A 13,556-nucleotide genomic window follows, 5' to 3' on the forward strand; every position below is an offset into this window, starting at 1 on the left:
GTCGCAAGGTACGCCACCGGCGTGCATGCCTTGCCCACTTCCCGAGCCGAAGGCGGAATGAAACGTGAGTGTGCTGAACGACCGATCATCGTCTGCGGTCGTGTGCGAGTCGACACAACGAACCTTGCAACGCTCGAGCGGCGGCAAGCTCAGCCTATGCTTCGCGATGATGGCACTTGCGGCATTGCTCGGATGCAACCGATCGAAGAACAACGTTGTCGAAACAGATGATTCACCGGTCGTTCAAGCTGACTCCACCGCTGATACCACGCGTCCAGGTGTCGATGACAACGACACGCGAGTGACTCTGACGGCTTCACAATTGAGGCCGGTGATCGAACTGGAAGAAGGTTTCGTTGCTTCGGGAACCTGCCTGCAATGTCACGCCGACGAACACCAATCGTGGCACGCGTCGTTTCATCGAACGATGACACAGGTTGTCAGCGTCGAGACAGCCCCGAATGCCATCGCGGACGGCGATGTTGTCGTTCAAGGCAAACGATACCTGTTCGAGCAAAGTGGCAATTCGTTCTTTGTGACCTACTCGGATCCGTTTCGAGGTGGCATGACGATGCGTCGTGAGCTGTTGATGATGACAGGCTCGCATCACATGCACGTGTTTTGGCACGAATCAGACCGTCACGGAACTCCAGCTCAACTCGATATCGTCTATCTGATCGAAGAAGACCGTTGGATTCCCCGAGACTCGAGTTTTCTTCAGCCTCCGGATCATCATGCTGGGTTGGAGCTTGGAACCTGGAATCGGACATGCAGCCGGTGTCATTCAACGCACCCGCGAGAGCGTTTCAACGCTGATGCCCAGGATTGGAGCACTCGTGTTGCGGAGTTTGGGATCGCTTGCGAAGCCTGTCACGGCGAAGGTCGCGGGCACGTGCTTCGACATGCCAATCCAGAGAACGATCCAGCGTTGAGTCAAGTTTTGACGGAGTCGGAGATTGACGCCGAGACGAAGTCGGATGATTTGATCGTGAATCCCGCGAAGCTTTCCAAGCAAGCATCAGCGGATGTTTGCGGCCAATGCCACAGCGTTTTCACGCCGGACTACGAAGTCGTCGCGTTGAAGGACTACGAGCAGAACGGCAACCCGTTCCGACCGGGAGATCTGTTGGACGATCTCGGGTTTTCGAAGGTCGTCCGAGCGTCAGCGGAGCATCGAGAATCGGAGGCGTTTCAGCAGTGGTCCCAAATGGAAGACGTCGGCGGTGCATTCTGGGCAGATGGAATGCCTCGGATTGCTGGGCGAGAGTACAACGGGTTGATCGAGTCGGCTTGTTTCCAGCACGGCGAGATGACTTGTTTGTCCTGCCACAAAATGCATCCGGCGACAGGGGACGACAAGGATGCAACGCCTCAATTGACTGAGTGGCGAAACGATCAGTTGGGCTCGGGCATGGCGGGTGATGACGCGTGCCTGCAGTGTCACTCGGAGATGGGCGATCAGATTGAGATGCACACGCATCACGCGGCAGGATCTCATGGCAGTCGTTGCATGAATTGCCACATGCCTCACACCACCTATGGATTGCTCAAGACCATTCGCAGCCACCAGATTTCCAGTCCATCGATCGCAGAGAGCCGACTCACGGACCGCGCGAATGCGTGTTCCTTGTGTCACCTCGATCGCGGCTTTGATTGGGTGTCCGGACACTTGCATGATTGGTATGGGCAGGAGATTCCAGAACGCACAAAATCCGAGTCCGATGTTGATTTGTCGACATCCGCGTTGCACTTGCTCAGCGGCGATGCGGCTCAGCGTGCGGTGCAGGTTGCAGCGATGGGATGGAAGCCGGCGCAGGAAGCATCAGGAACTGAGTGGATGGAACCCTATCTGCTTCTTGCGCTGAACGATCCTTACGACGCGATTCGCATTGTCGCGGAGAAGTCGTTGCGTACGCTTCCCAATCGTATTTCAAAACCAATGGATGCGATGGCACCTGTTGGGGAACGTATGGAGGCTTTCAATGATGCGATTGAAGCGATCGACGAGAGTTTGAAGATGGAACCTAGGCCTTCGGTTCTAATCAACGAAGAAGGGCGATTCGATTTTCTGCGAGCCAGAGAGTTCCTCGAACGTAGGAACCATCGTCCGATTCATTTGCGAGAATGATTCTGGCGTGACCATGAGACGGTCGATTCTTGTTCGATCACCAAGTAACGATGGTTGAGTGGAACGTTCTCAATGATTTGCTCAGTCCCCGAGGGCCACTGGATGGTGACCGTGCACGGGCCAACTGAATTGCCCAGTCCAAAATCGAGTGCGGCTTCGTTGCTGGTCAAGAATCCTCCGTTGATCACCCAGTTGGTCCAGCGATTCGCACCAGATTGAACCTCGACAGTGGCTCCAACTGCGTCGCGTTCGCTGGTCGTTCCAACCAATTCCAACTGCAGCCAGGATTGCTGGTCGGATTCGTTTCTCAACAGCTCCATCGGTTGATCCAAGTGGTTGCCCACGACATCCGGCATTCCATCTTGGTCCCAGTCCAACACCGCGAGAGCGCGGCCGAGAGTCGGTTGCGACCAAAATTGATCTGTCGATGACAAGCCGGCGTTGGATGGACTGGAGACCAGCTCGAAGTGATCGTCGTGTCCTTGATAGAGTTGCGGCGACATTCGAAAGGGGACGCCTCGGTGCGTGTGATTCACAATGTGTCCGTTGAGAACCATTAGGTCAGGACGTCCGTCGCGATCAAAGTCGGCAGCTTGCGTTCCCCAACCCACCGTTGATTTGCTGGATTCGCGAATTTTCCAGGGGCGACTGGAGTGTCGAAAGATCGCATCGTCACCTTGAAGGTACAGGTCGGCTTCTTGGTCCCAGTAGTTGGTGACGTGCAGGTCGGGGAGACCGTTTCGGTCAAAGTCAGCAAGCGTGAGTCCCATCGATCCATGTCGACCACCTTGCTGGCTCGTCGCGATGCCCGAGAGGTAAGCCGTTTCTTCCGCTTCCCATTTATAGGATTTCGTTTGGCCGATGTTTTCGGGTGTTAGCTGCGAACTGTTGGCTGCGTTTGATTGTCGATTCTGCCAGAAGAAATTCGCATCCCCGTCATTGGCGATGTAGACATCGTTTCCGGATTGGGCATTGAGATTACCGATGATCACCGCGAAACCGTGACCGGCGATTGAATCAGACGCGACCGCACGATCGGCTTCTGTTGACGAATGAATGGATTGGAATTCGCCAGTGGAATTGAGCGATAACCACCGATCCGCGGCGGGTTTGAATCGACTCGGGCCGCAGGCATCGTTGTCCGGCACGCAGGGAATATCGAATGCGGACGGATCATCGATGTAATTCACCTCAATCAACTCAGGCAAATGATTGCCGTCCAGGTCTCCGCAGGCAATTGAGGTTGTCCATTGATCGTTGCCGACGCTGTGTAGCTCGCCACGCGAGAACGTTCCGTCACCGTTGTTGAGAAGAATGACGTTCTGACCAATGTTTGCGATCAACAAATCCGGGAAACCATCCTGGTTGGTATCTGCGACCGTGATACCTTGACCGTAACCGTTGTCAGCGGAATGCGACGCTGCTGTGACATCCGCGACTGAGGTGGATGAAAGATTTCGGAACAGTTGGTTCGATTTGCCTGACTGCCGAGTGAGTGCATCTTCGCCGGCTTGTGCACAGTACAGATCCGGCCAACCATCGCGATCAAAGTCGATGACTCCGATGCCGCCGCCAGTTTGTTGATGCAAGTAAAATTCGTTGTCGGCTTGATCGTCGCCATTATCGTATTGAAAGTGAAGCTTCAGGTCCGAAGTGATGCCTCGGAAGCGGATGGGTGCGGGAACGGATGAAAGCTTGCTCTGTTCGGGCGATGTCGCTTGATCATTCGCAGGCAACGCGTCGTCGCGAAAGTCTGGCATTGGCCAATTTGAAAGCTTTGCTTTCGACCAGGGGACGGTTGAGTCGGCGTATGACTCATTGGTTACGGATTGCTCTTTCAATCGATTTCGTTTGAGGTCCAGAGCAGCTTTGTCGCTTGGTTGATTGCCGGTTTTGGCAACTGCGATTTGCTGCCACGCGATCGATTGCCATGGACGTCCCAGTTTGTCCAGCAAACTAGCCATTTCGCGATATTGGGCTGGCGTGCCGGAGGCCAATCCAAAGATTTTTGCCAGTTCCGAAGTTCGTTCCAGCATCTCAAAATGCCGCATGGTTTCGTCAGCCCCGTCGGTTTCTCCGATCTGACGAAACGATCGAGCCATCGAGACCAGCGAATTGCGGTCGGTCGGATCAAGCTGAAGAGCCTCGCCAAAACAACGAATCGCGGCTGGATGTTCTTCTCGATTCTGTGCGAGTTGCCCAATCGCGTACCAATATTCGGGTTCAGACGTGATGCCTGGGGGCAAGTCCTGCCGCCACTTTGCGACGGCGTCGAAATTCCCTAGGTCGGCGAGTGTCCGGCCTTGGAAAGCGGCGATCGCTGTGGAATTTGGATATTCCTGTCGAAGCTTCTCAAGTGATTCGCTGGCTTCCGACAGTTCGCCTTGGTCTCGCTGTCTTCTCGCGAGCGACAACTGTGCAAGTGTTGGTTTTGAGAAGTCTGGGGCGGGCAGGGTTTCATCAACGAACGCATCGCCCAGCGTGATCATTGAGAAAAGCTCCCGTTCACTGGCTTGGCCTTCGCGGATCACTGGTTGCAGAACTCGACTGGCGGCAACTCGATGACCTGACTGATTCAAAATTTCGACCAGACGATGACGGACTCGAGCGTCATCCGGTCGATCCTGCAAGCGACTTTGCAATAGATCGATGGCGGCTTCGTACGCATCGGCTTCGAGGTAAAAGCCAGCTGCCACCAAGGATGCCGTGGTCGCGCGGTCTTGGCTTTCAAATGGGATCGAAGCGAGCAGCTCCGCCGCGGCGACGTTGTTGCCCATCCGGTGCTGGATCTCAGCCTTCAGCCGCAATACCTCTTGATTGTCCGGATTGCTGATCAGAAGTGGCCCAATGATCTCGCTTGCACGCTCAACTGAGCCGAGTTCGAGTTCCTTCTTAGCGAATGCGATTTGCTCGTCCGTGTCCAAATCGTTCGTCTGCTTGGCGGCTTCTTTGAGTTGCTGTCGCTTTCGAAGCTTGTCAAAGTCGGATGGCTCGGAGCTGCAACCGGCAATTTGCAGGCACAACGCAAACAGAAGGATCGCTTTCGTTGGTCTGCCTTGAAACCTCGGTTCATTGCACATGCTTGTTCATCGGAATCGGCTGAGCAATTCCCTCCGTCAACAGGTAATCGCGGCCCGCTTCGAGTTCGCTAAATGACTGGCTGAGCCCCGAAGGCCATTGCACAACGATCTCGGCGTTGTTTGCTTCAGCGGGCAACGCGAATGAGAGCCTTCGTTCGTTGCTGCCCATGTAGCCATCTCCGGCGGTGAGTTGGAGCGTCCGTTTGTCGCCAGCTGATTGGACCTCAACAGTGGTCCCAATGGCGTCTCGGTGGCCCGATGTTGCTTGGAACCGCAGCCCTATCGATTCTGAGGCAACTTCGGATTCATTGATCAGCAAGGCGACGGGTTCGTAAAGATGCGTGATCAGCACGTCCGTTCGTCCATCCAGGTTTGCATCGAGAGTCACCAACGCTCGGCCGAGGTGCTCGCGTTCGAAGTAGTCCCCAAGGGAACCGTTTGGTTGTTCCTGCCAGCGGCCGGATTCCAATCTGGTGAACAGCTGCGGGGGCATCTCGTAGCCGATGTCAGTGCGGCCCGTGTCGCTGACGTGGCCATTGGTAACCAACAGTTCCATGGCTCCGTCCGAATTGAAATCAGTCCACGTCGTTCCAAAACCGAGCTGGTCCAAGGAAGGTTCGTACAGTCCAACCGCGTGCGTTCGGTCTTCCCAAAGGCCGGGGGCAACTTGCTCGTAGTAAGTGTTGTGTTCTTCGGCGAAATGGGTGAGGAAGAAGTCGAGGTCGCCGTCGCCATCGGGATCACCGGCAGCCATCCCCATCGACGCCTGCGAATTGGACTGCCCGCTCATTGCCAAACCGCGAACGGTGCCGAGGTCCGTCAGTCGTGTTGCGGCTGCGGTGGAGTCGTCACTTGCAACGCTAGACGTCGACCACAGATGATTGACGGACATGTCGTTCGCAATGAACAGGTCGAGCCCCGGCGTTTCATCGAGTTGTCCCGCGATGATGCCGAGTCCTCTGCCGATGCTGGTCGGCTGCATCCAATCACGGCTGACGTTTTTGAATTGGCCAGTTCCATTGTTCTTCCAAATTCGGTCGGCACTGGCTTCGAATTTCAGAGGCGGGCAGCTAGCCAATTTGCCCGTCGCGTCGCTTCGGCACGGTGTTTCGTAGGGGGCTTTGCCGCCGCAATAGTTGACCTCGAACAAGTCCGCATTCCCATCGCCATCCATGTCAGCGATGACCGCGGAAGTGGTCCATTCGTTTCCGACCAAATTCATTTCTTCCGTTACATCGCTGAAGGTGCCGTCGCCGTTGTTTCGGTAAAGACGATTGCGGCCGATGTTCGCATCAAACAGATCTGGAAAGCCGTCGTTGTTGTAGTCACCTGACGTGATCCCTTGAGCGAAACCAGTGTCGGCGTAACCGCTAGCCGATGTCGCATCAAAGAATTGACCGTCTATGTTTCGAAACACACGATTGGGGCTTGAGTTGCTTTGCATCGGCGCACCGTCAAGGTTGGCGATCGCAACGTCGGGCCATCCGTTCAAGTCAAAGTCGAGTACCGCGGCGCCACCACCGGTGCTTTGATAGATCCAGTGCCCTTCCTTTTCCGCCTCGGGTGCCAGAGAAACGGTGTGCAGCAAACCTCTTTGCTTTGCCTGTTCGGCAAATCGAACCGGCGATTCTCCCATTCGGTTCGCGATTGTGCGAGCGTTTCGAACATCGGCGTCCCACGTGACCAAGGGCATGTCGCTGATGTCGATTGAACTCGCCACGAGACTAGCTTCGGTTTGCCACGGAGAATCCGGACGCAAACGAGCTCGTATCGCGAGGTGGGCTTGATCGATGGTGCCGACTGGATCTTCCGGTAGCGATTTCGCGAGGCTGGTCCACGCTTCCGCTTCCCATATCCTGCCCAAGTCAACCATTTGGTAGGCGACCCGCAGAGCGGCGATTTGTGATTTTGAATTGCGTTCAAGAAACGTCTTGACCGCGTCATTCAATCCGGCAATTTGGTCGAATCGTTTTGCCACACGGTTTGATTCATCCTCGCGGCCGATTTGCCGCAGGCTGGCCTGTAACTGCGAGAGCGTCGGTCCGTGATTTGATTGATGCAACCGCGACGCTTCGGTAAAAGCGCGAACTGCGGCGGTATGATCACCGGTGTGGTTCGACCACATGCCAGCGGCGGTCCAGTACTCCGGCAGAGTCTCCAGGGCCGCGGGTTTGTTCGTTGCCCACTCGACCAGATCCTTTCGCCGGCTGGAGTCGCTTGGATCAGCGATGGCCAACGAAACCAATGCGCGACCTTGCAGTGCCCAAGCCGGGAGGAAATCAGGATGCCTCTTCAATACGGCTGGCAGACGCTTCGAAACTGCTGACCAATCTTGCTTTTCGGCGTCTAGTTTCGCGAGGGCGTAATGGGGGCGAAGGTCTTCTGGAGCACGATCCAGGAGCTTGCGGCAGAATTCCGGATCGGGTTGAACGCGATCAGGGTTGGCCAAAACGATCAGGCTTTCTTCGTCTCGAAGGTTGTGCTGGATCAACCACTGCAATGGTTTGACCGCGTCATGGTTGAGGCCGAGTACTGTGACGAGCCCCGCCAAGTCGTACCGCGGACGTTCCAGGTCGGGGTGAGCTGAGATGTTCTGCTTCAGAATTTCGACCGATTCATAGGCGTTCGCGGTCGCCATCAGATTTTTCGCCAGTTTGTCCAGCAACGCGTAGCCGGGTTGCGGCGTTTGCTCGACCGCGTCGCGATACCACTGAATGGCTTGCGGGGTATCGCCCTGGCGAGAGGCGATGTCACCCGCCAGTTCCATCGCTTTGGTGTCGGATGGATTCGCTAGCAGGTGTTCGCGAAGGGAACGTTGTGCGTTCGGGAAGTCGCCGATGCGAACCGATTTCACCGCCTCGCGGTAATGAATACCGGGTGCCGCAACGTTATTCGCGGGAGGCTTGGCCGGTTCAGAACGAGCTGCCGAAGGAGTGGAGTCTGCTTCACCCCCCGACCCACTGCATCCCAGGAGAAGGCAACACGCGAGGCAGTTGCCAAAAAGGTTGAGGACAAGATAGGTTCGACTCACTTTGGACTCAGAGATACCGAGTTGAATGGGGCGGGCGGAAACGAGGCTCAGGCAGAGAAACGACGCCTCGACTTTCACCAATTGCCACGATGCTGAAACGCGATGTTGCAACGCGGGGATGAGGCCGCTTTGCAGGACGCGATTTGCAATCGGCACTGCGTTTGAGCTGCGATACTTCTTAAGATAGCGGATTGGCCGCCGCTGACACGCCACCTCGACATTCCTTTTGCACGACACAAACTGATGAAGTTTACCTTGGTTCGATTCGACAGCACGTTCTCGCGTCAATCACTTATCGTTGTCTTGGGAATCGCATTGTCCTTCGTGGGCGGATGTGGTGGTTCGGGGAAGGAAAAAGATTCGCCAACCAGTCAGTCGCCGATTGCTGCTTCGACGAACGAACCGGCTCCCCAAACCGCACCCGAGCCAGTTGCGGAGCCTCCTCGAGTCGACACGGCCAAAGAGTTTGACGAGTTGCTTCGGACTGCAAAGTTTGCCGAAGCCGAATCCCTGTTGAAGAGTGCAATCGAGCAGAATCCGGATGACATCACTGCACGTCGATTGATGGCTCAAATGCTGAGTGCTCAAGGGCGACGCATCGAGGCTAGTTATCACGTCCGACACCTGATTCGCTTGCGAGTGATCCAGCACTACGAGTTGCTTAGTCTGATTGATCTGAGCGGACCTTTTGGGCTGGTGAACTACGGTCAGATGCCGGGCATGGAACCAGATACCTTGTTCGGTTTGGGGGAAGCTCGGCGGGTCTATTTTTCGCCCCGTGCTGACGTGGACGAGGTTCTATCCATGCTGATGAAAGTTCGTCGCCAACACCCCGATCACTCAACCGTGGTGGCGCTTACCGGTCGTGTTTTGGCCGAAAACGCGAGGTGGAGTGAATTGCAAGAGTGGATTTCGGAACTGCCTGAGGACGTGAAAAAGGTTGGACCGGTCACTGCGAGTGATGACGGCATCGCTGGAGTGAATCGGCCAATGACTTTGCGAGACGAGCCGGAATTTTGGATCGCGATTGGGTTGTGGCTGGATCACGGCGGATTGCATGAGGAAGCCGTCAATGCATGGACCGAGACGCTTCGGCGCGATCCAACCAATCGAGCGGCACTTCGTTTGATTGTCTCCACGACGGAGAAACATCTGCCGGAGAGCTCCCGCTGGAGCAAGGAGCTTCCGCGACTGCGTCAGTGGATTGGGGATCTCGACAAAGTCTTTCGTTTGGCGAGAGATGCTGACGCCAAACAAGCGGCTTGGATTGCTGAACGCATGCAAAGTTGGTTTCGACCTTGGGAGTCGTCGGCTTGGACGATGAGGGTAGCTCAACTCACCAACCGAGTCCCGTCCGTCGTGCCGGAGCTCGATCAGCGCCGCGAATCGCTGTTGGCGTGGGAAAATCAAGCGACGGAATTTCAGACCCAACAAGCCCGACTGAAGCGTTCGATGGGCTTTACGCCAAACCCGTTCGAAATGCCGGCGTTGAACGAATCAATCGCGATGGATGGTGCAACCGATGATTCGTCGCGGCCTCCGCTCGTGTTTCAGGACGTTGCTGCAGAGCTGGGGATCGACACTGAGTTCACGACGGGATATCCAGCGGATGGCAAAGAGTTCTATCTTCATCAAGCCAACGGCGTCGGGCTCGCCGCCTTGGATTACGACCTGGATGGTCGTTGTGACACCTATTTCGCTCGTGCGGGAGGTGACCCGAACAAGCTGAACTCCCTACAAAACCAGCTTTACCGCCAACTACCAAGCGGTCAATTTTCAGAGGTGACTGAGCTCTGCCGTGCCGACGATCGCGGGTTCAGCCAAGGTATCTGTGTCGGCGACGTCAACCAGGATGGTTTTCCTGACATTCTCGTCGCGAACATTGGTCGAAACGGCGTCTATATCAATCAAGGCGATGGCACCTTCCAAATCGATCCCCAGCTGATCAACGGAAGCGAGGAACGCTGGACATCCAGCTTGGGCCTCGCCGACCTGAACGGCGATGCACTGCCCGATTTGGTGGAAATCAATTACATCGACGATCCGTTGGCTTTCGAAGTCATGTGCTCGCCTCCGTTCGACAATTGTCAGCCGCAAAGCTATCGCGTTTGTCAGGACTATGTCTATGAAATGCAGCCGGACGGGAGTTTAAGCCCGTGGCAATCCGTTTGTGACGCCATGGCCGAACGCCCGAAGCTTGGGTTCGGTGTCATCATTGGAAATTTTGACGATCGCTGTGGGAACGATTTCTTTGTTTCCAATGACGGCGACCTGAACCATTTTTGGGTTTCACAATGTTCTGAAGCCCCCGCCAGTGCCGTTACCGGAGGGAGCAGTTCGGATACGCGGACTCCAAGCATTACCACGATGAATGAAAGTGCCGGACTTGCTGGATGCGCCGTCGGACGAAGTGGAATTGGAGAGGCATGCATGGGCATTGCCGCCGGCGACTTCAATCGAGACGGCCGTTTGGACCTTCACGTGACGAATTTCTACCAAGAGTCCGTCAATTTGTTTATGCAGACGGCCGGTGGTTTCTTCGCTGACGAGGCGCTGGCGTTTGGTTTGGATACGCCCTCAAGATCCACGACTGGCTTCGGAACCCAAGCCGCTGACTTCGACAACGACGGCTGGTTGGACCTGGCCGTGTTGAATGGACACCTGTTTAACAATATTTCTCAAAGTGTCCCGTTCAGGATGCTTCCGCAACTGTTTCGAGGAGGAGCTCGAGGTTTTGTATCAGAGCAACCCCAAACGGGTGGCTTCTACTTTGAGAGCGAACAGATTGGTCGGACGCTCGCGACGTTGGATTACAACACCGACGGAAGAGTCGATCTACTCGCGAATCACCTCGATCAACCGGCTGCTTTACTAATGAATGACACTCCATCAAAGGACTCAATACAGCTTGAATTCATCGGGAAAACCAGCGAAAGGGCGGCTGTCGGTGCCGTGGTCCAGGTGTCATGCGAGGCCGAAAACGAATCTCTGCAGTTGACCGATTTCGTCCTTTCGGGCGGGGGTTACATGAGTACCAGTCAGGGGTTGTTGCATATCGGTTTGGGTGAAATCAAAGGGGAAGTCACCCTAAATATTTCCTGGCCTTCAGGTCTGAAAGAATCCATTGAATCTTTGCAACCCAACAAACGGTATCAAATCTTAGAAACCTCTGGCGTAATCAACGCCACCCGCTATGCTAAGTAGCGTCGGTGAGATTGCCTTACCGATCAATTAATGACCGCTTCCAACCCCAATCCATTTTGAGGGGATTGTGATCTCTCAATCTCCTTGAGCGGTCGGCTGTCCCCTCTACTAGGCCTAGCAACATGTATCGAAGTTTTGTGTTCTGTCTGTTCCTGTCTCTTGGATGCATCTCGGTTCTCGGATGCGGATCAAGCGGAGAAGCTGAATATGACCCATCTGAAGTTCCTGCCATGACGGAAGAAGAGAAGCAAGCGCAGGATGACTACGACGCGCAGATGGAAAAAGAGTTCAAGGAACAGTACGGCAACTAGTTCTGGCTTGGTTGATGACTTTCGCCGAGTCCTCGGGCGATAGCGTCATTTTGGAAAGGCCAGTTTCTGAGGACCGTGTTCAGTCCGTTCAGTTCTTCTTTCTGATGTGAAGGTGACGCGGTGTCGCCTCTTTCCTGGGTTTTTGCAGGCGTTCGAAAAGCTAGGTATTGGAACGCCATCTGATTTAATTTCTATTCTAGGATTCTCGATTTATGAAAAGCAATCAATCTCGACAGGGTTTCACCCTTGTCGAACTCCTGGTCGTCATCGCGATCATCGGAGTTCTCGTTGGCCTTTTGTTGCCGGCTGTACAAGCCGCACGTGAGGCCGCCCGGCGTATGAGTTGTAGTAACAACTTCAAACAAATGGGACTTGGACTGCACAACTACCATTCGGCATACAACAAGCTACCGAAGCACAAGGGTGGTACGCACGTCGAAGGCGGCAATAACTACACCCACAATCGCGGTTACCTATCGTTCTTGGTCGGCATTTTGCCGTTTGTTGAGCAACAGGCGATGTGGGAAACCATTTCCAACCCGTTCAACTTTGACCGGAATGGCAATGCGTTGACTCCGCCAAACACATACGCGGCGATGGGAGGGACGCCTTGGAATGAGGATTACCAACCTTGGTTAACGCAGGTACCGATGTATCGATGCCCGAGCGATCCAGTCGTTCCTGCTGGGACGCAGGTCGCGTTTTCGAACTATGCAGCCTGTACTGGCGACGCGTTCTTCGAGCAGCATCACAACGGCATTCAAGACGGTAACGGTCAGCCGAGTGGCGACGGTACTTGGGGGGCGACCGCCGGTAATCGTTGGGCGCGCGGAACGTTTCACGGTCGTAACTTCACCGGATTCCGCGATATCTTAGACGGTTTGTCAAACACCATTATGTGTGGCGAGATCGTTGTCGGGAACGGTAACCGAGAGATCTTCAGCTCCATCCACCGCGATGGGAACGTGGCCAATTTACCGCCAAGTCATTGGGCGACTTCAGGTGTCATCGATCCAGCCCGGCCACAGTTCTGGTCAGATACCGCAAACTGGGATGGCAACGCCAATCACCAACGAGGCCGACGCTGGGCAGACGGTCGTCCGACCTACACTTCGTTCGTGACAATCGGGCCTCCGAACAGCTACAACGTCTGTCGCGGCGAGGGAAACTTCGGGATTTATTCCGCGGCGAGTCGTCACCAGGGTGGTGTACACATTCTGATGGGTGACGGGGCAGTGAGATTTGTCACATCGTCCATTGACGCCGGGAACCAAGACCACGTTGCCTACGGCCGCGACAATGGTGACGGGCGTGGGGCGAACGGCGGTGCGGGGCGTGAAAGCCCGTATGGGCTGTGGGGTGCCCTGGGCACCAAGGGCATGAAAGAAGTGATCAGCACCGAGTTCTGATCAACATCGAGTTCTAATGAACTCAGTGATCTGAGCCACTCAGCCTGCTTCCAAACCTTGACCGCATGTTGCTTCAGCAGCATGCGGTTTTTCATGCGCTCGCGAAGCAGGTGCGAGCCTTCGGAGCGTGACGCAATTGATTTCACGCAGATAAGCTTCTGCGTCGTCTGCGCAGAAGCTTCAGCGGATTGTTGGAAAATCGAACGGATAATGACGGTCAGTGAAGGCGAGCCGAACAGAGAAGATTCCCCTGTTTTTCAGATTTCGGGGAAGGATTTTGTGCTTAAGGGGGGGCTGAGATCCGTTGTCGCTTGACACCGGTGTGCGTATAGCCGAAATTCAACGACAGGCAGGTTCGAAATGAGCATCGTAATCAGTCCTGTGAGCGTTACG

Annotated in this window: 6 protein-coding genes; 4 read left to right on the plus strand and 2 right to left on the minus strand. The window is 55.1% G+C overall.

Annotated elements, in window-relative coordinates; genetic code table 11:
- Window positions 1-64 precede the first annotated feature (64 nt).
- Entirely contained in the window at window positions 65-2,128 is a 2,064-nt protein-coding gene (locus RE6C_RS12055; RefSeq protein WP_236618147.1) for a hypothetical protein, read from the plus strand.
- On the opposite strand, the gene RE6C_RS12060 is transcribed toward RE6C_RS12055, so the two are convergent.
- Window positions 2,113-5,208, minus strand: a complete 3,096-nt coding sequence (locus tag RE6C_RS12060; protein ID WP_008656926.1) for an FG-GAP-like repeat-containing protein — start codon at window positions 5,206-5,208, stop codon at window positions 2,113-2,115. The two genes, RE6C_RS12055 and RE6C_RS12060, sit on opposite strands and share 16 nt — an antisense overlap.
- Window positions 5,198-8,062 (minus strand): CRTAC1 family protein, encoded by a 2,865-nt coding sequence (locus tag RE6C_RS12065; RefSeq protein ID WP_236618148.1) that lies wholly within the window; start codon window positions 8,060-8,062, stop codon window positions 5,198-5,200. Before RE6C_RS12065 ends, RE6C_RS12060 begins: the two co-directional genes overlap by 11 nt.
- A gap of 420 nt (window positions 8,063-8,482) precedes the next feature.
- Between RE6C_RS12065 and RE6C_RS12070 the strand changes: the two genes are divergently transcribed.
- The 3 genes from RE6C_RS12070 to RE6C_RS12085 all read left to right on the plus strand — a co-directional run bounded on the left by RE6C_RS12070 (window position 8,483) and on the right by RE6C_RS12085 (window position 13,163).
- Complete coding sequence (locus RE6C_RS12070; RefSeq protein ID WP_008656928.1) at window positions 8,483-11,443, plus strand: FG-GAP-like repeat-containing protein; 2,961 nt, start codon at window positions 8,483-8,485, stop codon at window positions 11,441-11,443.
- A gap of 122 nt (window positions 11,444-11,565) precedes the next feature.
- Entirely contained in the window at window positions 11,566-11,754 is a 189-nt protein-coding gene (locus RE6C_RS12075) for a hypothetical protein (protein ID WP_008656929.1), read from the plus strand.
- Window positions 11,755-11,966: 212 nt separating this feature from the next.
- Entirely contained in the window at window positions 11,967-13,163 is a 1,197-nt protein-coding gene (locus tag RE6C_RS12085) for a DUF1559 domain-containing protein (protein WP_008656930.1), read from the plus strand.
- Window positions 13,164-13,556 lie beyond the last annotated feature (393 nt).

The sequence above is a fragment of the Rhodopirellula europaea 6C genome (genome assembly GCF_000338295.1).
Classification (GTDB): Bacteria; Planctomycetota; Planctomycetia; order Pirellulales; family Pirellulaceae; genus Rhodopirellula; species Rhodopirellula europaea.